Raw genomic sequence first — 19,455 nt, 5'->3', positions numbered from 1 at the left:
AATGGACAAGGTGTGAAGCGTATGGAATCCTTATGGAATCAGCTGGATCAGTTTACAGACGCGCCGACCAAACAGATGCTCCAAGCGCTGGTAAAACGAAAACAAAAATTCGAAAATTATGCAGCACAATGCCGCAGATGGCGATGGGCTTCACTTATCTGCCTAGGCTTATTATGTGTTATGATCATGATCAAAAGCCCGGAGCCTCAGCTTATACTTCAAGAAATACTTAGCCATACCTTTTATTTATTTTGGATGCTGGCAACCGCTTTTGCCTACTGCACTTCATATTATTTCAAGAAAAAGGAAGAAAAATCCGAGACTGATTTCCATAAACTGAGATGTGAAATTATTCAGAAAAGCACTGATCTCTGGCCGCAGCCCGATAAATGGAAGGCGAGAGAGTCTGTTTTTCATATGATGAAGCACAAATATGACATTAATCTATATTTTGAAAGTAAATAAAATGGGGCGTTTTCTCAAACGATAGAAACGTCTTTTTTTTATTGTCCGTCTTATTGATAAGTTCTAAAAAGAATGGAGAGTTTTTTATGAAGCTATCAGTGAAAATTGCCGGTGTACTAACTGTTGCGGCAGCGGCAATGACGGCAAAAATGTATGCAACAGCAAAAGGCAATCATTTGAAGACACATACGTTTCCTTTATCAAAGATGAAGGGCAAGCCGCCTCTGACAATCTTTTTTATTTCAGACATTCACAAACGTCTCATCGATCAAGACCTTTTAGAAAAAGCACGAAGCCATGCCCCCCACTTGGTTATAATCGGCGGTGATTTAGCTGAGGGCGGGGTGCCCAGTGCGAGAATCGAGGAAAACATCAAAAGGCTCGTACATTTCGGGGTCCCTATCGTGTTTGTGTGGGGGAATAATGATTATGAAGTCAGGCAGCATAAGCTGTATTCCATATTTAAAGCGCACGGCGTCATCACTCTGAGAAATGAGTCAGTCCCGTTTTCATACAATGGGCATACGATTGCAATTGCGGGGGTTGATGATATCAGGATGGAGATGGATCATTATGAGGAAGCCATCAAAGAACTTGATGAAAGCCAGCTGAATATTCTGGTTTGCCATAATCCGGAGATTCATGAACAAATCAATGAAGATGACGGTATTGATGTGATATTCAGCGGACATACCCATGGAGGCCAGATCAGGTTTGGAAAATTCGGCCCTTATGAACTGGGGAAAACAGGTATTGTTAAAAACGCGGCATATCTGATCAGCAACGGCTACGGCACGACAAAAGTGCCTCTTCGTTTAGGTGCTGAGCCTGAAACTCACATTGTGACTCTTTGCGGGCCAGAATAACTTCTAAAAAGCAAAAATCCGTATGGCAATAAAAACTGCATTGTGCTTGTCTTACTAGTGAACTCAGTGTAAACTGATAACAATTAAGAACCTATGACTCATCATCTCATATAATGTGTTATATGATTTGTGTGCAAGTAGAGGCAGGAGGGAACGTTATGCGGCTTGAGCGTCTGAATTATAATAAGATCAAAATCTTTTTAACCCTCGATGATTTAACAGACCGGGGATTGACAAAAGAAGACCTCTGGAAGGACTCATTCAAAGTCCACCAGTTATTTAAAGATATGATGAATGAAGCAAATACAGAGCTCGGCTTTGAAGCGAATGGACCGATTGCAGTGGAAGTGTATTCTCTCCAAGCACAAGGGATGGTCGTGATTGTAACAAAGAACCAAGACGCCGATTCAGAAGACGATGAGTATGATGATGATTACATCGAAATGCAAGTCAAGCTTGATGAAAGCGCGGACATCATATATCAATTCCATTCCTTTGAAGATATCATTCAGCTTTCAGAAAGCTTACAGCGAATCGGTATCACAGGGGGAACTGTCTACCACTATGACGGGCAGTACTTTTTAAGCCTTGAAGATCTAGGGTCACATACGGCTGAAGGGGTTGTGGCGGTTCTGGCTGAATACGGCAATCCGACAACTTTAACGATTTATCGCCTGCAAGAGTATGGTAAGCTCATTATGGACGGTAATGCTGTAGAGACGATACAAACTCATTTTTCATAAGAATGCAACGGAAAACTGCTGATTTCAGCAGTTTTTTTTCGTTAAAAAACATGGAAAAACATAACGTTTATTCTATGCACAGATCATATGAAGGTGTATACTATTCTCTGAAAGGGAGCATGTGAGAAACAGAAGATTCTAGGAGGTTAACTCAAATGGCAGCCGATCGAAACACCGGTCATACAGAAGAGGACAAACTTGATGTATTAAAATCAACCCAAACCGTAATACATAAGGCTCTGGAAAAATTGGGATATCCCGAAGAGGTATACGAATTGTTAAAAGAGCCGATGAGATTATTAACGGTAAAAATACCTGTTCGTATGGACGACGGTTCAGTAAAGATTTTCACAGGATATCGTGCGCAGCACAATGACTCTGTCGGTCCAACGAAAGGCGGGATACGTTTTCACCCGAACGTAACAGAAAAAGAGGTGAAGGCGCTTTCAATTTGGATGAGTTTAAAATGCGGCATAATTGATCTTCCATATGGCGGTGGTAAAGGCGGAATTGTTTGTGATCCAAGGGATATGTCGTTTAGAGAGCTGGAGCGTCTGAGCAGAGGGTATGTCAGAGCGATCAGCCAAATTGTCGGCCCGACAAAAGACGTGCCGGCACCGGATGTATTTACAAACTCACAAATCATGGCTTGGATGATGGATGAGTATTCAAGAATTGATGAATTTAATTCGCCTGGATTTATTACAGGCAAACCGCTTGTGCTTGGCGGATCTCACGGGAGAGAATCTGCGACAGCAAAAGGTGTTACCATCTGTATTAAAGAAGCGGCTAAGAAGAGAGGCATCGATATTAAAGGTGCGCGTGTCGTTGTCCAAGGCTTCGGAAACGCGGGAAGCTATTTGGCAAAATTTATGCATGATGCGGGGGCAAAAGTTGTCGGCATCTCAGATGCGTATGGCGGACTTTATGATCCGGAAGGCCTTGATATCGATTATTTACTCGACCGACGCGACAGCTTCGGTACCGTAACAAAGCTTTTCAACGATACCATTACCAACCAAGAGCTGCTGGAGCTGGATTGTGATATTCTCGTTCCTGCTGCGATTGAAAATCAAATTACAGAAGAAAATGCCCATAATATCCGGGCTAAAATTGTCGTTGAAGCAGCGAATGGGCCAACAACGCTTGAAGGAACAAAAATTCTTTCAGACCGGGACATTCTGCTTGTACCAGACGTGCTGGCAAGTGCCGGTGGCGTAACAGTTTCTTATTTTGAATGGGTTCAGAATAACCAAGGCTTCTACTGGAGTGAAGAAGAGGTAGAAGAAAAATTAGAAAAAATGATGGTCAAATCATTTAACAATATTTATGAAATGGCTAACAACCGAAGAATTGACATGAGGCTCGCTGCATATATGGTCGGCGTTCGCAAAATGGCTGAAGCTTCGCGTTTTAGAGGCTGGATATAAGTTGATGATTTGCATAAAAATAAAAAATCTCCTATGATAAAATAGGAGATTTTTTTATTCGGAAATAGAAAATATGAAGTGAAATGCCAATCGCAGGAGTTGACAGAAATGATTCAAGAAAAAGCAATTATTATAGGCGGAGGACCTTGTGGACTATCTGCTGCCATTCACCTAAAACAAATTGGCATTGATGCCCTCGTCATCGAAAAAGGCAATGTCGTTAACAGTATTTACAATTATCCGACGCATCAAACCTTTTTCAGCTCAAGTGAAAAGCTCGAAATCGGAGATGTGGCATTTATTACAGAGAACAGGAAGCCTGTCAGAATTCAGGCTTTATCGTATTACCGTGAAGTCGTCAAACGGAAAAACATCCGTGTTAATGCGTTTGAAATGGTGCGTAAAGTGACGAAAACGCAAAATAACACATTCGTTATTGAGACGTCAAAAGAGACCTACACGACGCCATATTGTATCATCGCCACAGGCTATTATGATCATCCAAACTATATGGGCGTACCCGGTGAGGATTTGCCGAAAGTATTTCATTATTTTAAAGAAGGCCACCCGTATTTTGATAAAGATGTTGTTGTCATCGGCGGGAAAAATTCAAGCGTGGACGCCGCCCTTGAACTCGTGAAATCTGGGGCGCGTGTCACAGTTTTATATAGGGGCAATGAGTATTCTCCAAGCATTAAGCCGTGGATTCTGCCAGAATTTGAAGCCCTCGTCAGAAACGGTACAATCCGTATGGAATTTGGCGCTTGTGTCGAAAAAATCACCGAGGATGAAGTTGTGTTTCGCTCCGGAGAGAAAGAACTCATTACCATTAAAAATGATTTTGTATTTGCCATGACAGGCTATCATCCCGATCATCAATTTCTTGAAAAAATTGGTGTTGAAATTGATAAAGAAACAGGGCGTCCATATTTCAACGAAGAAACGATGGAAACGAACGTTGAAGGTGTCTTTATTGCCGGGGTTATTGCTGCGGGAAATAATGCAAATGAAATATTTATTGAAAACGGCAGGTTTCACGGGGGGCATATCGCAGCGGAAATCGCCAAAAGAGAAAACCATTAAAGATGAGGAGCATATGATGCATTCGTATGCTCTTTTTGTTTTTTTAAGTGCAGACAGATGTAAAATTTTAAACAACATGGTAGGATAGACGTAGGAATATAAAGGAAAGAGGTTGCCTGATGTTTGCAATCATCTCTGCAGGAATTGCCCCCGGCATCGCGTTATTAAGTTATTTTTATTTAAAAGATCAGTATGATAATGAACCTGTACATATGGTGCTACGGTCGTTTTTTCTCGGGGTTGTTCTTGTATTTCCCATCATGTTTATCCAGTATGTACTTGAAAAAGAGAATGTAGGAGACGGAAGCTTTTTCGTTTCTTTTTTATCTTCGGGGTTTTTGGAGGAATCATTAAAATGGTTTATACTGATGATCAGTGTCTACCCGCACGCCCACTTTGATGAGCATTATGACGGGATTGTGTACGGTACAAGTGTATCACTCGGTTTTGCAACCCTCGAAAATATTCTTTATTTAATTGGCCACGGCGTGGAGCATGCGTTTGTCAGGGCGCTGCTGCCTGTTTCATGCCATGCCTTGATTGGCGTTATAATGGGATTTTACCTTGGAAAAGCCCGTTTTTCCGCTGATAAGGCGCGTGTAAAGTGGCTTACTCTTTCTTTAGTTGTCCCATCCCTTTTGCATGGATCATATGATTTTATCCTAACAGCGCTTAGCAATTGGATTTATTATATGCTTCCATTTATGGTATTTTTATGGTGGTTTGGTTTGCGTAAAGCGAAAAAAGCCCGTTCCGTTAATATGATGCAAGTATAGAAGCCGCACAGCAACCGTGCGGCTTTTTTGTGTGCAGTTTTTATGTTCTGAGGGATAACAAGGAAAGAGTGTATAAAAATAACCTCGTTACAGAAAATACGATTACACTTAAAAATTTGCAGTAGGAGGCTTGAAAAGATGAAGTCCAAAGGATCGATTATGGCATGTCTCATCCTTTTTTCCTTTACAATAACGACGTTTATTAATACTGAAACGATCTCTGCCTTTTCGAATCAGGTCATTCAAAGAGGGGCAACAGGGGATGATGTGGTCGAGCTTCAGGCGCGTCTTCAATACAACGGATATTATAACGGAAAAATTGACGGGGTTTATGGATGGGGGACGTACTGGGCAGTTCGAAATTTTCAGGATCAATTCGGGTTAAAAGAGGTTGACGGCCTTGTAGGAGCTAAAACAAAGCAAACCTTAATTTGTAAATCAAAATACTATCGTGAATATGTCATGGAACAGCTCAATAAAGGGAATACATTCACGCATTACGGAAAAATTCCGCTAAAGTATCAGACGAAACCATCAAAAGCAGCAACACAAAAGGCAAGACAACAAGCAGAAGCACGGCAGAAACAGCCTGCGGAAAAAACAACGCAGAAGCCTAAAGCGAATGCGAATAAACAGCAAAACAATACACCAGCAAAAGCAAGAAAACAGGATGCGGTAGCAGCGAACATGCCTGGTGGATTTTCCAACAACGATATCAGGCTGCTTGCTCAAGCGGTTTATGGCGAAGCCCGGGGCGAGCCGTACGAGGGGCAGGTTGCTATTGCAGCAGTCATTTTAAACCGTTTGAACAGCCCGTTATTTCCAAATTCAGTAGCGGGGGTTATTTTTGAGCCGCTTGCCTTCACAGCAGTAGCCGACGGACAAATTTACATGCAGCCGAATGAAACGGCACGAGAAGCAGTGCTGGATGCCATCAATGGCTGGGACCCATCAGAGGAAGCACTTTACTACTTTAATCCGGATACGGCTACAAGTCCGTGGATTTGGGGGCGTCCGCAGATTAAAAGAATCGGTAAACACATTTTCTGTGAGTAGCAGATATGAGAAAGCATAAAAAGAGGTGTGATAAATGATCAGAGGAATTTTAATCGCCGTGCTTGGTATTGCAATAGTCGGTACAGGCTACTGGGGATACAAAGAACACCAGGAAAAAGACGCAGTTCTTCTTCATGCTGAAAATAACTATCAGCGGGCGTTTCATGAGCTTACCTATCAGGTGGATCAGCTTCATGATAAAATCGGAACAACACTTGCCATGAACAGCCAAAAATCACTGTCGCCTGCATTGATCGATGTGTGGAGGATTACATCAGAAGCTCATAACAGCGTCAGTCAGCTGCCGCTTACATTAATGCCGTTTAATAAAACTGAAGAGCTATTATCAAAGATCGGCGATTTCAGCTATAAAACGTCAGTCAGAGATTTGGACCAAAAGCCGCTTGATAAAAACGAGTATACATCACTAAATAAGCTATATCAGCAGTCCGAAGATATACAAAATGAATTGCGTCATGTTCAGCACCTTGTCATGAGCAAAAACCTTCGCTGGATGGACGTAGAAATGGCTCTGGCTTCTGACGAAAAACAAAGTGATAATACGATTATCAACAGCTTTAAAACAGTCGAAAAAAATGTTGGTGCATTCTCCACTGGCACTGATCTTGGCCCGAGTTTCACCAGTACGAAAAAAGAAGAGAAAGGCTTCAGCCATCTGAAGGGAAAACAAATTTCCGAACAGGAAGCAAAACAAATTGCTGAGCGCTTTGCCCCAGATGACAATTATTCAATTAAAGTGGTAAAGAGCGGAAAAAAAACAAATCGCGATGTATATAGCATCAGCATGAAAGACCCAGACCATAAAGCAGTGATTTATATGGATATTACGAAGAAGGGCGGGCATCCGGTATACTTGATCCAAAACAGGGAAGTGAAAGATCAGAAAATCAGTTTAAATGACGGATCGAACCGAGCGCTTGCATTTTTAAAGAAAAACGGATTTGAAACAGATGATTTGGAAATTGATGAAAGTGCCCAATATGATAAAATCGGTGTATTTTCATATGTTCCTGTTGAAAATAAAGTCCGGATGTACCCGGAGGCAATTCGTATGAAAGTGGCCTTGGATGACGGTGAGGTTGTCGGCTTTTCAGCAAGAGACTTCCTCACATCTCATAGAAAAAGAACCATACCTAAGCCTGCAATTACTGAAGCAGAGGCAAAGTCTAAATTAAATAAAAATGTACAAGTGAGAGAAACAAGGCTCGCTTTGATTACAAATGAACTAGGTCAAGAAGTGTTATGTTACGAAATGCTTGGAACAATTGAAAATGACACATTCAGAATGTATATCAATGCCAAAGACGGATCGGAAGAAAAGGTTGAAAAACTAAAAAATGCAGAACCTATATATAAAGACCTATAAAAAACAGGAGGAAAGGACTAAATGTCTTTTCCTTTTTTTCATTACGTGCTTTAATAAAAACGTGAGTATATTGAATGCGAAAGAGTGAAGTCAATGATAGAGATTGGAGAAACTGTACTTTTAGAATATATAGAAGAAAATGAATTGAAAAAGGCAAAAAGCAAGGCGGTCAGCATCGAAAACAATGAACTTTTGATCGCGTATCCTGTTGATGTAGTTACAGGGCGAACTGTGATTTTACATAACGATATGGAAGTAACGGTAGAGTTTGTGGGAAAAGACGAAGTTCCTTATCGCTTTATAAGCCGTATAAAAGGTAAAGTGAAGGACAAACTTCAAATGATCTGTCTTGAAGTGCCTCCACGTGAAAAAATGAAAAGAATCCAGCGCCGCCAATATGTAAGAACTGATGCGGTATTAGATGTGCAAATTCAGCTGGGGAATGAAGAAGAGATCCGCACACTATCTTATAACATCAGTGCAGGCGGCATCGCCGTGGTTTTAGCTGATGGCCTTTCTTTTCAATCGGGGGAATCATTGCGCCTGATCATCCGTCTTCCTGAAGAGGAGCACACACGTCAAATAGAAACAGAAGCAGTTGTCAGACGAATCTTTAATGACACCAAGTCAGAAAAACGAAAAATGACTTTAGAGTATTCAGAAATTGCAGCAGGTGACCAGCAGGCTTTGCTTCAATACTGCATCCGGCGCCAGTTAAATAAGAGAAGAAAGGCCCGAATGGAATAAACATCGGCAAACACTTCCATACTATTTGTAATGGAGGTGCTCCAATGAAAACATTTGAACGGCTGCTGATCAAATTATTGTTCATTCAGGCCATCATTTTACTTGGTGTCCAATTTCTTTTTCACTATCAGCATATTGAACCATACGTATCAAAAGTGATTCAATATGAAGGGGTGGATAAAATGGAGGAAAACAATAGGATTGAAACCTTCAAACATTAATTATTCATCAATTTTTCACCCTTTTTCATAAAGTTCGTGATACAATCCATAGAGGAGAAAAGAGCAAGGAGAGGAATTATGGAAAAGAAATTATCGATTGCAATCGACGGCCCGGCAGCTGCGGGGAAAAGCACCGTTGCCAAAATTGTGGCTGAGAAAAAATCGTACATATATATTGATACAGGAGCGATGTATCGGGCGATTACGTACGCGGCTTTACAGGAAAACGTTGATCTGACAGATGAAGAAAAACTGGCTGAGCTGCTAAAGCGGACAGACATTGAGCTGATTACAACAAAAGATGGACAAAAAGTGCTTGTAAACGGCACCGATGTAACTGAGGCGATCAGAACAGATGAAGTCAGCAACCAAGTTTCAATTGCGGCCAAGCACAGAAGTGTCAGAGAAGAAATGGTGAAACGCCAGCAGCAGCTTGGGGAAAAAGGCGGCGTCGTCATGGATGGTCGTGACATCGGGACGCATGTGCTGCCAAATGCAGAAGTGAAAATCTTTCTTTTGGCATCTGTTGAAGAGAGAGCGAAACGTCGTTATGAAGAAAATGTGAAAAAAGGCTTTGATGTCAACTTCGAAACATTAATTGAGGAAATTGCAAGAAGAGACAAGCTTGATTCAGAGCGCGAAGTATCTCCGCTGCGTAAAGCAGAAGACGCTCTTGAAATCGACACGACATCGCTTTCCATTCAAGAGGTAGCTGATAAAATCCTCGAGGCTGTGGAGCAAAAGTCCCGCTGAGGATGGCAAATGCCACTTTTTTTGAATTTTTCAACGAAGATAGAATGTTATTGCTTGACAAACCTGTCCTTTTATTAGAAGTTAATACTAATAAAACTTTTTATTGATCATTCAAAAAACTTTTTTGGATGATTCTTTAATACATATTCGGCTAAAAGCGGGCATGTTATATGTTCAGCTTTCAAACCGTTTTAATTAAGCTGTGTAGGTTTGGACCAAGGAGGTTATTCAAATGACAGAGGAAATGAATCAAATTGATGTTCAAGTGCCAGAGGTTGGAGATGTAGTTAAAGGGATTGTGACAAAGGTAGAAGACAAACATGTAGATGTAGAAATTATCAATGTCAAACAATCCGGTATTATTCCAATCAGTGAATTATCAAGTCTTCATGTAGAGAAAGCATCGGATGTTGTTAAAGTAGACGACGAGCTTGACCTGAAAGTAACAAAAGTGGAAGACGATGCTTTGATTTTATCTAAACGTGCTGTTGATGCAGACCGCGCTTGGGAAGACCTTGAGAAAAAATTTGAAACAAAAGAAGTGTTTGAAGCTGAAGTGAAAGATGTCGTGAAAGGCGGCCTTGTCGTTGATATCGGCGTTCGCGGTTTTATTCCGGCATCACTTGTTGAAGCACATTTCGTTGAAGACTTCACTGACTATAAAGGAAAAACACTGTCACTGCTCGTTGTAGAGCTTGACCGTGATAAAAACCGCGTGATCCTTTCACACCGTGCTGTTGTTGAAAGTGAACAAGCGAATAAAAAACAAGAACTTCTTCAGTCTCTTGAAGTTGGAAGTGTACTTGATGGCAAAGTACAGCGCCTGACTGACTTTGGCGCATTTGTTGATATCGGCGGCATCGACGGACTTGTACACATTTCACAGCTTTCCCACTCTCATGTAGAGAAGCCGTCTGACGTTGTTGAAGAGGGACAAGAAGTAAAAGTGAAAGTGTTATCGGTTGACCGTGACAATGAACGTATTTCTTTATCGATCAAAGATACACTGCCTGGACCTTGGAGCCAAATCGGCGAAAAAGTGAAGCCTGGCGATGTGCTTGAAGGAACTGTACAGCGTCTTGTAAGCTTCGGTGCCTTTGTTGAAATCCTTCCAGGTGTTGAAGGTCTCGTTCATATTTCTCAAATTTCCAATAAACACATCGGCACGCCGCATGAAGTCCTTGAAGAAGGACAGACTGTAAAAGTGAAAGTACTTGATGTGAATGAAAATGAGGAGCGCATTTCATTAAGCATGCGTGAACTTGAAGAAACGCCTAAAGCTGATCAGGAAGATTACCGTCAATATCAAGCGAAGGAAGAAACAAGCACTGGCTTCCAGCTTGGAGATCTGATCGGAGATAAGCTGAATAAACTAAAATAATTGGTGATAAACGTGACTCGAGCAGAACGAAAAAGACAACACATCAATCATGCCTTGTCCACCGGCCAGAAGCGGGAAACAGGTCTTGATGATATTACGTTTGTTCACGTCAGTCTGCCCGATCTTGCATTAGAACAAGTAGATATTTCCACAAAAATCGGCGAACTTTCAAGCAGTTCGCCGATTTTTATCAATGCAATGACTGGCGGCGGCGGAAAACTTACATATGAAATTAATAAATCGCTTGCGCGAGCGGCTTCTCAGGCTGGAATTCCCCTTGCTGTGGGATCGCAAATGTCAGCATTAAAAGATCCATCAGAGCGTCTTTCCTATGAAATTGTTCGAAAGGAAAACCCAAACGGGCTGATTTTTGCCAACCTGGGAAGCGAGGCAACGGCTGCCCAGGCAAAGGAAGCCGTTGAGATGATTGGAGCAAACGCACTGCAGATCCACCTCAATGTGATTCAGGAAATTGTGATGCCTGAAGGAGACAGAAGTTTTAGCGGCGCACTGGAACGTATTGAACAAATTTGCAGTCATGTCAGTGTACCAGTCATTGTGAAAGAAGTCGGATTCGGTATGAGCAAAGAATCAGCAGGAAAGCTGTATGAAGCTGGTGCTGCAGCTGTTGACATTGGCGGTTACGGGGGAACAAATTTCTCGAAAATCGAAAATCTCCGAAGACAGCGGCAAATCTCCTTTTTTAACTCGTGGGGCATTTCGACAGCTGCAAGTTTGGCGGAAATCCGCTCTGAGTTTCCTGCAAGCACCATGATCGCCTCTGGCGGTCTGCAGGATGCACTTGACGTGGCAAAGGCAATTGCGCTGGGGGCCTCTTGCACCGGAATGGCAGGGCATTTTTTAAAAGCGCTGACTGACAGCGGTGAGGAAGGACTGCTTGAGGAGATTCAGCTGATCCTTGAGGAATTAAAGATGATTATGACCGTGCTGGGCGCCAGAACGATTGCCGATTTACAAAAGGCGCCCCTTGTGATCAAAGGTGCAACCCATCATTGGCTTACAGAGAGAGGGGTCAATACATCAAGTTATAGTGTGCGATAAATGATAAAAGCCCAAAACCATATATGGTTTGGGCTTTTTGTATTATGATTTTCGTTTTTTGAATCTTCCGTTTTGTTCAAGGCTTGTCGCTCCGTCATAGTGAATGGATTGGTCGCGGTCTGATTCAACTCTGCCTGAAGCTTTGAGTTTTTTCTCTTGTCTGTCTTTTCCCATGATCATACTCCTTAATGTGAGATCGATTGTTTAAAAAATGTGCTTGAACTCCATACTGGGAATATGGAGGAAGTAAAATGGAACAATTTTATTACTATTGGTCAATGTGGTTTCTGTGGGTTTTGACAACATTTATTTTTGAAAAGACGAAAAGACGAATTGCCGTCTCTGTCTTTATTTTAACTAATATTATTCTAAGCATACATGACATCGCTTTATATTTTTCCCTGAATGCTGCATATATGATGTTTTTCGTTTGCGGATGTGTCTATGCCGGGTATTTGGGAATGTATCGTTTTCGTTACATTATGGTCTATTTGACGCTTGTTGCCGCGTATGCGTTTGTTTATCTTTTTGCATTATATGACCCGGTTTGGTTCATCATAAAACCTGAGTGGGCTGCTGTTATATTAATAGTGCTTTTAACAGCTTCTGTTGAAAGGAATTTTGAGAAGCAGCTTGTCTTATTTGTCCTAGGGATGTGCCAAGGCGAACTGGTGTATTCATTTGTGATCCAGAAGTTGGCCGGGGCTATGGCTGTCGGCGGCTTTCAATGGCTGAATGCGTGTTCTGCGGGGATGATATTGCTGTTTGGCATATCTAAATACGAACACCTCGCAAGCCAGATTGGTCAGAAAAGCAAAAGATCAAACAAAGGAGCTACCAAAATGTCATGAGTGATTACATCTATCCGATTATTGCTGGGGTCATTGCCGGAATTGCGACAAGGCTTTATATGCTGAAAACAGATTACCGCCAGTATCCCACCTATGTTCATGGGAAAGTGATTCACATCGCACTGGGGTTGATAGCGGCTGGTTTAGGTGCAATTATTATGCCGGCGCTTTTGCAGGAGGAATTTACGGCCATCACATTTTTAACATTGGCAGCGACGCAATTTAGAGATGTCCGAAACATGGAGCGGAACACATTGACGCAAATGGATTCGTATGAGCTTGTCTCAAGAGGAAGCACATATATTGAGGGGATTGCCATTGCGTTTGAAAGCAGAAATTATATTGTGATCTTTACAGCGCTTTTGACAACCTCTGCGTATGTGTTTTTATCCATCTGGGCTGCAGTCATAGCGGCTGTCGTTTGTTTTTTACTGGCCATGAAGTTTATGTCGGGCAGTGTGTTGAAGGATATTGTAGACGTCGAGTACATAAAGCCGCGCTTTGACGGTCCGGGACTGTTTGTTGATAATATTTATATGATGAATATCGGGCTTCCAGAGAAACAGGAACTGATTTTAAAGCATGGCATGGGCTTTATCTTAACGCCAAAAAACTTTAATTCAGCAGCGACGATAGCAAATTTAGGGCAGCGTCAGGCCATTTTATTTGATGTTTCCAATGTGCTCGGGGTTTACCGGGATTCAGGAGAGCCATCTTTGACACCAATTGCAAAACGGGATTTAAATGATGGGAGAGTGGCAGTATTTGTTCTCCCGCAAATTCACCATCCCGAAACGGCTGTTCAAATTATTAGCAATGTTCCAACCTTGGAAAATGCGATTAGAATGCCGACTGAATTTATCAAGAATCAGGATAAAGTGATAGGATGAGTGAATCTCTTACGAAAGTGATTTTGTCTGTAATCACGACAAATCCAAACCGGGCTGCAGGGGGAGCACCTGTCTTTTTTTGCAATGACCAAAAGGAGATGGAGCTTTTCGCTAAAAATCTTGAGGCGATCCTTGATGGAATAGCACACAGAATCGGAGATGACGTGTATTTGATCGTGAAACATTTTTAAGAATAGTTGTGATCCCAGTAAAAACTGATATAATAAATGAGTTAAGCCCTTCCTCTGAAGGGTTTCTTTTCATAAAAGTGAATGAAATGATTTTAATAACCGGTTGAAAATTTATGTAAAAATGAAAGCGGCTGGATTGAAAGGAAGGGTACTATGGGTAAACCTGTCGTAGCCATTGTCGGGAGACCAAATGTAGGAAAATCCACAATCTTTAACCGGATTGCGGGAGAAAGAATTTCAATAGTAGAAGATACCCCTGGCGTGACAAGGGATCGGATATACAGCTCGGCTGAATGGCTGAATTATGATTTTAATTTGATTGATACGGGCGGTATTGATATCGGTGATGAGCCGTTTTTAGCACAGATTCGCCAGCAAGCTGAAATCGCCATGGATGAAGCGGACGTGATTATTTTTATGGTGAACGGCCGTGAAGGCGTGACAGCTGCTGATGAAGAAGTGGCGAAAATTTTGTACCGCACAAAAAAGCCTGTTGTTTTAGCGGTTAATAAACTGGATAACACAGAAATGAGAGCGAATATTTATGATTTTTATTCGCTAGGCTTTGGCGAGCCATATCCAATTTCGGGAACACATGGACTCGGACTGGGTGATTTACTGGATGCCGTTGCAGAGCATTTTAAAAACATTCCTGAAACGAAATACAATGAAGAAGTTATTCAATTCTGTCTGATCGGACGTCCAAATGTCGGAAAGTCCTCACTTGTGAACGCAATGCTCGGCGAAGAACGCGTTATTGTCAGCAACGTGGCTGGAACGACAAGAGATGCTGTTGATACGTCGTTTACTTACAACCAGCAGGAGTTTGTCATTGTCGATACTGCAGGTATGCGAAAAAAAGGGAAAGTCTATGAAACGACTGAGAAGTATAGTGTACTGCGGGCGCTGAAAGCGATTGACCGCTCAGAAGTCGTGGCGGTTGTGCTGGATGGCGAAGAAGGCATTATTGAACAGGACAAGCGTATCGCCGGTTATGCACACGAAGCGGGCAAGGCCGTCGTAATCGTCGTAAACAAATGGGATGCTGTTGACAAAGATGAGAGCACGATGAAAGAATTTGAAGAAAATATTCGCGATCATTTTCAATTTCTGGATTATGCGCCAATCCTATTTATGTCTGCCTTAACGAAAAAACGGATCCATACGCTGATGCCTGCGATTATCAAAGCGAGTGAAAATCATTCACTTCGAGTTCAAACAAACGTCTTAAATGATGTCATCATGGACGCTGTGGCAATGAATCCGACACCGACTCATAACGGTTCTCGTTTGAAAATTTACTATGCGACTCAAGTGTCGGTAAAGCCGCCAAGCTTCGTTGTGTTTGTAAACGATCCGGAATTGATGCATTTTTCATACGAACGGTTTTTAGAAAACCGAATCAGAGACGCGTTCGGTTTTGAGGGGACACCAATCAAAATATTTGCAAGAGCTAGAAAATAAAAAGGTGTGAATCAAACATGAAAAAAGTCACAATGCTTGGAGCGGGGAGTTGGGGAACAGCACTGGCTTTAGTTCTAACTGATAATGGAAATGAAGTGTGTGTGTGGGCTCACCGTGCAGATTTAATTCATCAAATTAATGAGTTGCATGAAAACAAAGATTATTTGCCGAATGTTAAGCTGTCTACATCCATTAAAGGAACAACAGATATGAAAGAGGCTGTTTCAGACGCAGATGTTATTATCGTTGCGGTCCCGACAAAAGCAATTCGGGAAGTGCTGAGACAGGCTGTCCCTTTTATAACGAAAAAGGCAGTCTTTGTTCATGTCAGCAAGGGTATTGAGCCAGATTCACTTCTGCGCATTTCTGAAATTATGGAAATTGAGCTCCCGAGTGATGTCAGAAAAGATATCGTTGTCCTTTCCGGCCCGAGTCATGCGGAAGAAGTAGGGCTGCGGCACCCCACAACTGTTACTGCATCTTCAAAGAGCATGAGGGCAGCAGAAGAGGTGCAGGATCTATTTATTAATCACAATTTTCGGGTGTACACAAATCCTGACATTATCGGAGTTGAAATCGGAGGGGCTTTAAAAAATATTATTGCCCTTGCTGCAGGAATTACAGATGGTTTAGGGTACGGCGACAATGCCAAAGCTGCTTTGATTACACGCGGACTTGCCGAAATCGCGAGACTCGGAACGAAAATGGGCGGAAATCCCTTGACGTTCTCTGGATTGACAGGAGTAGGCGATCTGATTGTGACGTGCACAAGTGTTCATTCCAGAAACTGGCGTGCGGGCAATTTGCTCGGAAAAGGGTACAAGCTTGAAGATGTTCTTGAAGAGATGGGAATGGTAGTCGAAGGCGTCCGCACGACGAAAGCGGCTTACCAGCTTTCGAAGAAATATGATGTTAAAATGCCGATTACAGAAGCTCTCCATCAGGTCCTATTCAACGGACAAAAAGTGGAAACCGCTGTTGAATCTTTAATGGCGAGAGGGAAAACCCACGAGATGGAGGATTTGGTAAATACGTTTGAAAATCAAGTGAAGTAAAAGTATCAATCGTATGGTGAAACGCATATCTTAATTGAACGAAAGCCCGAAAAACAGAAGAACACCCAAGTCTTGGGATCTCCTGAAACATTTTGCCGATTTAGGCAATAGAGGATGCATCTGTATGCCAAGTCGCATACTATAGCATCGAAGTCCAAGAGAGTGTTTCTTAAACGTGCAGGTGAATATAGTCAAGTTGACTGAAGCGAAGGTCCCCCTCTTTGCTTCAGTTTTTTTGTTCTATCAAAGGATGGAAAATCTGGTTGATCTTTTCCGGCGCTGTATATTAAAATATAATATAACGCTTACATCATACATATCGGGGAGGCGCACGTCATTGAATCTGGCATTGATGAAAATGTGGTTTGCTCTAGGGTCCATGGGTCTGATGTTTCTGGCTGTAGCTTCCATCTATTTAAGCCGCTTTAAGTGCCGAAACCGTTTTTTGAAGATTGCGATTTCATCATTCGCATACATGTGTATGCTCATATCTGGAATTATTGTGTTTGTCGTGGTTTTTAGCGGCCCTGTCAATGAATAAAGCTGTAAAAGGAAGTGCTGTATGGGTAAACTGAAGTGCGCAATCATTTTTGCGGCAGTCGTGTTTTTATCCGGATGTTTATATCCAAATGAACGGAAAAGCAGTGTGCATGCCATTCCTTATCAAGACCAGCTAAAGCAGGTTCAATCTGCTGTTGATGAATTTCAAAAGGCAAATGGAGGGCTGCTTCCCATTCAAACCAAAGATATGTCGACACCGCTATATCAAAAATATCCGATAGACTTTAACCGGTTAGCGCCAAGATACATAGCTGAACCTCCAAGTACGGCATTTGAAAGCGGGGGAGACTATCAATACGTGCTTGTTGACGTAGAGAACGATCCGACTGTTAAATTAATTGATCTAAAGATGGCAGAAAAAATTCGCGATGTGAAATTGCGCATCCAAATGTACCGTCAGGAGCATCAATATCCGCCTTACAAGGATGTGCTATCTCGTGATTTATTTACACTCGATGAGAAGAAGCTTGGGGATGGAAGCTCTCTTACAGTGACAAGCCCAATCTCAGGGAATTCCTTGCCGCTTATGATTGACGGAGACGGAGAAATATATGCCGATTACCGGACTGAACTGGCTGCTTGCCTCAAAAAGAGCAAGAAAACGTTTAAACCCGGGACTGAAATCCAGGATATGATTTGGCAGGAAACCCCCTTTGTCCCCGCGTTTTCTGTAAAATATACGGTAAATGACAAACAGGAACCTGTTTTTTTAGAAAATGATATGAAAAAGGAATGAACCTTTCTCCCTTGCATACAAATAGGGAGAAAGGTTTTTTTATATTAATAGATTGAGGATGAGAAATTTTCTAAAGATGTCATATTCAAATAGGACAACGTCATACACATATAGTGTCCTGTGTTTGATTGAAAGAGCTTAATAAAATTGAAAAGGATAGGAAGTCCGGGAGGGGATCACTTGGAAAAGGTCGATATTTTCAAGGATATCGCTGAACGAACAGGAGGCGATATATACTTAGGAGTCGTAGGTGCTGTCCGTACAGGAAAATCCACGTTCATTAAAAAATTTATGGAGCTTGTGGTGCTCCCGAATATCAGTAACGAAGCAGACCGGGCCCGAGCGCAGGATGAACTGCCGCAGAGCGCAGCCGGCAAAACCATTATGACTACAGAGCCTAAATTTGTTCCGAATCAGGCGATGTCTGTTCATGTGTCAGACGGACTCGATGTGAATATAAGATTAGTAGATTGTGTAGGTTACACAGTGCCCGGCGCTAAAGGATATGAAGATGAAAACGGGCCGCGGATGATCAATACGCCTTGGTACGAAGAACCGATCCCATTTCATGAGGCTGCTGAAATCGGCACTCGAAAAGTCATTCAAGAACACTCGACCATCGGAGTTGTCATTACGACAGACGGCACCATTGGAGATATCGCCAGAAGTGACTATATAGAGGCTGAAGAAAGAGTCATTGAAGAGCTGAAAGAGGTTGGCAAACCTTTTATTATGGTCATCAACTCAGTCAGGCCGTATCACCCGGAAACGGAAGCCATGCGCCAGGATTTAAGCGAAAAATATGATATCCCGGTATTGGCAATGAGTGTAGAGAGCATGCGGGAATCAGATGTGCTGAGTGTGCTCAGAGAGGCCCTCTACGAGTTTCCGGTGCTAGAAGTGAATGTCAATCTCCCAAGCTGGGTAATGGTGCTGAAAGAAAACCATTGGCTGCGTGAAAGCTATCAGGAGTCCGTGAAGGAAACGGTTAAGGATATTAAACGGCTCCGGGACGTAGACAGGGTTGTCGGCCAATTCAGCGAGTTTGAATTCATTGAAAGTGCCGGATTAGCCGGAATTGAGCTGGGCCAAGGGGTGGCAGAAATTGATTTGTACGCGCCTGATCATCTATATGATCAAATCTTAAAAGAAGTTGTGGGCGTCGAAATCAGAGGAAGAGACCATCTGCTTGAGCTCATGCAAGACTTCGCCCATGCGAAAACAGAATATGATCAAGTGTCTGATGCCTTAAAAATGGTCAAACAGACGGGATACGGTATTGCAGCGCCTGCTTTAGCTGATATGAGTCTCGATGAGCCGGAAATTATAAGGCAGGGCTCGCGATTCGGTGTGAGGCTGAAAGCTGTCGCTCCGTCGATCCATATGATCAAAGTCGATGTCGAAAGCGAATTCGCCCCGATTATCGGAACGGAAAAACAAAGTGAAGAGCTTGTACGCTATTTAATGCAGGACTTTGAGGATGATCCGCTCTCCATCTGGAATTCCGATATCTTCGGAAGGTCGCTGAGCTCAATTGTGAGAGAAGGGATTCAGGCAAAGCTGTCATTAATGCCTGAAAACGCACGGTATAAATTAAAAGAAACATTAGAAAGAATCATAAACGAAGGCTCTGGCGGCTTAATCGCCATCATCCTGTAATACCGGTAGACCTCTTTATAGAATGGGAGGTCTTTTTTCTTTGCTCTTAATAATGGAAAAGGATCAAGGAATAGGATG

Annotated in this window: 22 protein-coding genes; 21 read left to right on the top strand and 1 reads right to left on the bottom strand. The window is 42.3% G+C overall.

The window, feature by feature from the left end; genetic code table 11:
* The first annotated feature begins 21 nt into the window (after nt 1–21).
* The 13 genes from ACFVP7_RS13030 to fni all read left to right on the top strand — a co-directional run bounded on the left by ACFVP7_RS13030 (nt 22) and on the right by fni (nt 11,970).
* On the top strand, nt 22–465 hold the full coding sequence (locus tag ACFVP7_RS13030; protein WP_003230531.1) for a YpbF family protein: 444 nt from the start codon (nt 22–24) through the stop codon (nt 463–465).
* Nucleotides 466–551: 86 nt separating this feature from the next.
* Nucleotides 552–1,331 (top strand): metallophosphoesterase, encoded by a 780-nt coding sequence (locus ACFVP7_RS13025; protein WP_086344023.1) that lies wholly within the window; start codon nt 552–554, stop codon nt 1,329–1,331.
* 158 nt (nt 1,332–1,489) lie between these two features.
* Nucleotides 1,490–2,074, top strand: coding sequence for a genetic competence negative regulator (locus tag ACFVP7_RS13020; protein WP_003230533.1), 585 nt, complete (start codon nt 1,490–1,492; stop codon nt 2,072–2,074).
* A 155-nt stretch (nt 2,075–2,229) separates the two neighbouring features.
* Entirely contained in the window at nt 2,230–3,504 is a 1,275-nt protein-coding gene (gene gudB, locus ACFVP7_RS13015; protein WP_003230536.1) for an NAD-specific glutamate dehydrogenase, read from the top strand.
* Nucleotides 3,505–3,612: 108 nt separating this feature from the next.
* Entirely contained in the window at nt 3,613–4,587 is a 975-nt protein-coding gene (locus ACFVP7_RS13010; protein WP_015714182.1) for a YpdA family putative bacillithiol disulfide reductase, read from the top strand.
* 119 nt (nt 4,588–4,706) lie between these two features.
* Nucleotides 4,707–5,363: a glutamic-type intramembrane protease PrsW gene (gene prsW, locus ACFVP7_RS13005; protein ID WP_032722047.1), complete on the top strand. Its 657-nt coding sequence runs from the start codon at nt 4,707–4,709 to the stop codon at nt 5,361–5,363.
* A gap of 138 nt (nt 5,364–5,501) precedes the next feature.
* On the top strand, nt 5,502–6,419 hold the full coding sequence (gene sleB, locus ACFVP7_RS13000; RefSeq protein WP_004398523.1) for a spore cortex-lytic enzyme: 918 nt from the start codon (nt 5,502–5,504) through the stop codon (nt 6,417–6,419).
* A 34-nt stretch (nt 6,420–6,453) separates the two neighbouring features.
* Nucleotides 6,454–7,806, top strand: a complete 1,353-nt coding sequence (ypeB, locus tag ACFVP7_RS12995; RefSeq protein WP_003230547.1) for a germination protein YpeB — start codon at nt 6,454–6,456, stop codon at nt 7,804–7,806.
* Between the two features lie 93 nt (nt 7,807–7,899).
* Nucleotides 7,900–8,553, top strand: coding sequence for a cyclic di-GMP receptor DgrA (gene dgrA / locus ACFVP7_RS12990; protein WP_251233032.1), 654 nt, complete (start codon nt 7,900–7,902; stop codon nt 8,551–8,553).
* A 44-nt stretch (nt 8,554–8,597) separates the two neighbouring features.
* Nucleotides 8,598–8,774 (top strand): YpfB family protein, encoded by a 177-nt coding sequence (locus ACFVP7_RS12985; RefSeq protein WP_003230553.1) that lies wholly within the window; start codon nt 8,598–8,600, stop codon nt 8,772–8,774.
* A 78-nt stretch (nt 8,775–8,852) separates the two neighbouring features.
* A complete protein-coding gene (cmk, locus tag ACFVP7_RS12980; RefSeq protein WP_024572170.1) occupies nt 8,853–9,527 on the top strand; it encodes a (d)CMP kinase in 675 nt (224 codons plus the stop codon).
* Nucleotides 9,528–9,759: 232 nt separating this feature from the next.
* Nucleotides 9,760–10,908, top strand: coding sequence for a 30S ribosomal protein S1 (gene rpsA, locus ACFVP7_RS12975; RefSeq protein WP_014477197.1), 1,149 nt, complete (start codon nt 9,760–9,762; stop codon nt 10,906–10,908).
* Between the two features lie 12 nt (nt 10,909–10,920).
* Nucleotides 10,921–11,970 carry a type 2 isopentenyl-diphosphate Delta-isomerase gene (gene fni / locus ACFVP7_RS12970; RefSeq protein ID WP_338730536.1) on the top strand — a complete coding sequence of 350 codons (1,050 nt, stop codon included), beginning with the start codon at nt 10,921–10,923 and terminating at the stop codon, nt 11,968–11,970.
* Between the two features lie 42 nt (nt 11,971–12,012).
* Here the strand turns inward: fni and ACFVP7_RS12965 are convergent, their stop codons facing one another.
* Nucleotides 12,013–12,144, bottom strand: coding sequence for a YpzI family protein (locus ACFVP7_RS12965; RefSeq protein ID WP_003225499.1), 132 nt, complete (start codon nt 12,142–12,144; stop codon nt 12,013–12,015).
* Nucleotides 12,145–12,221: 77 nt separating this feature from the next.
* On the opposite strand from ACFVP7_RS12965, the gene ACFVP7_RS12960 reads away from it, so the two are divergent.
* The 8 genes from ACFVP7_RS12960 (at nt 12,222) to spoIVA (ending at nt 19,377) form a co-directional block, all read left to right on the top strand.
* Complete coding sequence (locus ACFVP7_RS12960; protein ID WP_032726048.1) at nt 12,222–12,821, top strand: hypothetical protein; 600 nt, start codon at nt 12,222–12,224, stop codon at nt 12,819–12,821.
* Nucleotides 12,818–13,711, top strand: a complete 894-nt coding sequence (locus tag ACFVP7_RS12955; protein WP_338730535.1) for a YIEGIA family protein — start codon at nt 12,818–12,820, stop codon at nt 13,709–13,711. The genes ACFVP7_RS12960 and ACFVP7_RS12955 overlap by 4 nt, the downstream gene beginning before the upstream one ends.
* The gene (locus ACFVP7_RS12950) at nt 13,708–13,902 is read left to right on the top strand and encodes a capping complex subunit for YIEGIA (protein WP_038828580.1); all 195 of its coding nucleotides are present in this window, start codon (nt 13,708–13,710) and stop codon (nt 13,900–13,902) included. Before ACFVP7_RS12955 ends, ACFVP7_RS12950 begins: the two co-directional genes overlap by 4 nt.
* A gap of 153 nt (nt 13,903–14,055) precedes the next feature.
* The gene (gene engA / locus ACFVP7_RS12945; RefSeq protein WP_003230565.1) at nt 14,056–15,366 is read left to right on the top strand and encodes a ribosome-associated GTPase EngA; all 1,311 of its coding nucleotides are present in this window, start codon (nt 14,056–14,058) and stop codon (nt 15,364–15,366) included.
* Nucleotides 15,367–15,383: 17 nt separating this feature from the next.
* On the top strand, nt 15,384–16,421 hold the full coding sequence (locus ACFVP7_RS12940) for an NAD(P)H-dependent glycerol-3-phosphate dehydrogenase (RefSeq protein ID WP_003230566.1): 1,038 nt from the start codon (nt 15,384–15,386) through the stop codon (nt 16,419–16,421).
* Between the two features lie 337 nt (nt 16,422–16,758).
* Complete coding sequence (locus ACFVP7_RS12935; RefSeq protein WP_024572571.1) at nt 16,759–16,962, top strand: DUF2768 domain-containing protein; 204 nt, start codon at nt 16,759–16,761, stop codon at nt 16,960–16,962.
* A gap of 21 nt (nt 16,963–16,983) precedes the next feature.
* The gene (locus ACFVP7_RS12930) at nt 16,984–17,718 is read left to right on the top strand and encodes a hypothetical protein (protein WP_262119395.1); all 735 of its coding nucleotides are present in this window, start codon (nt 16,984–16,986) and stop codon (nt 17,716–17,718) included.
* A 180-nt stretch (nt 17,719–17,898) separates the two neighbouring features.
* Nucleotides 17,899–19,377, top strand: a complete 1,479-nt coding sequence (gene spoIVA, locus ACFVP7_RS12925; RefSeq protein ID WP_003230572.1) for a stage IV sporulation protein A — start codon at nt 17,899–17,901, stop codon at nt 19,375–19,377.
* Nucleotides 19,378–19,455: the final 78 nt, after the last annotated feature.

This window comes from Bacillus sp. SG20033, from assembly GCF_044570195.1.
Lineage (GTDB): Bacteria > Bacillota > Bacilli > Bacillales > Bacillaceae > Bacillus > Bacillus subtilis.
Note: the sequence above shows the minus strand (reverse complement) of the source record. Positions and strands in the feature narration are given on the sequence as shown.

Excerpts from the sequence above, each read along its gene's own strand:
- ACFVP7_RS13030 (WP_003230531.1), top strand. The coding sequence starts at position 22 with ATGGAATCCTTATGGAATCAGCTGGATCAGTTTACAGACGCGCCGACC.
- ACFVP7_RS13025 (WP_086344023.1), top strand. The coding sequence starts at position 552 with ATGAAGCTATCAGTGAAAATTGCCGGTGTACTAACTGTTGCGGCAGCG.
- ACFVP7_RS13020 (WP_003230533.1), top strand. The coding sequence starts at position 1,490 with ATGCGGCTTGAGCGTCTGAATTATAATAAGATCAAAATCTTTTTAACC.
- gudB (WP_003230536.1), top strand. The coding sequence starts at position 2,230 with ATGGCAGCCGATCGAAACACCGGTCATACAGAAGAGGACAAACTTGAT.
- ACFVP7_RS13010 (WP_015714182.1), top strand. The coding sequence starts at position 3,613 with ATGATTCAAGAAAAAGCAATTATTATAGGCGGAGGACCTTGTGGACTA.
- prsW (WP_032722047.1), top strand. The coding sequence starts at position 4,707 with ATGTTTGCAATCATCTCTGCAGGAATTGCCCCCGGCATCGCGTTATTA.
- sleB (WP_004398523.1), top strand. The coding sequence starts at position 5,502 with ATGAAGTCCAAAGGATCGATTATGGCATGTCTCATCCTTTTTTCCTTT.
- ypeB (WP_003230547.1), top strand. The coding sequence starts at position 6,454 with ATGATCAGAGGAATTTTAATCGCCGTGCTTGGTATTGCAATAGTCGGT.
- dgrA (WP_251233032.1), top strand. The coding sequence starts at position 7,900 with ATGATAGAGATTGGAGAAACTGTACTTTTAGAATATATAGAAGAAAAT.
- ACFVP7_RS12985 (WP_003230553.1), top strand. The coding sequence starts at position 8,598 with ATGAAAACATTTGAACGGCTGCTGATCAAATTATTGTTCATTCAGGCC.
- cmk (WP_024572170.1), top strand. The coding sequence starts at position 8,853 with ATGGAAAAGAAATTATCGATTGCAATCGACGGCCCGGCAGCTGCGGGG.
- rpsA (WP_014477197.1), top strand. The coding sequence starts at position 9,760 with ATGACAGAGGAAATGAATCAAATTGATGTTCAAGTGCCAGAGGTTGGA.
- ACFVP7_RS12965 (WP_003225499.1), bottom strand. The coding sequence starts at position 12,144 with ATGGGAAAAGACAGACAAGAGAAAAAACTCAAAGCTTCAGGCAGAGTT.
- ACFVP7_RS12960 (WP_032726048.1), top strand. The coding sequence starts at position 12,222 with ATGGAACAATTTTATTACTATTGGTCAATGTGGTTTCTGTGGGTTTTG.
- ACFVP7_RS12955 (WP_338730535.1), top strand. The coding sequence starts at position 12,818 with ATGAGTGATTACATCTATCCGATTATTGCTGGGGTCATTGCCGGAATT.
- ACFVP7_RS12950 (WP_038828580.1), top strand. The coding sequence starts at position 13,708 with ATGAGTGAATCTCTTACGAAAGTGATTTTGTCTGTAATCACGACAAAT.
- engA (WP_003230565.1), top strand. The coding sequence starts at position 14,056 with ATGGGTAAACCTGTCGTAGCCATTGTCGGGAGACCAAATGTAGGAAAA.
- ACFVP7_RS12940 (WP_003230566.1), top strand. The coding sequence starts at position 15,384 with ATGAAAAAAGTCACAATGCTTGGAGCGGGGAGTTGGGGAACAGCACTG.
- ACFVP7_RS12930 (WP_262119395.1), top strand. The coding sequence starts at position 16,984 with ATGGGTAAACTGAAGTGCGCAATCATTTTTGCGGCAGTCGTGTTTTTA.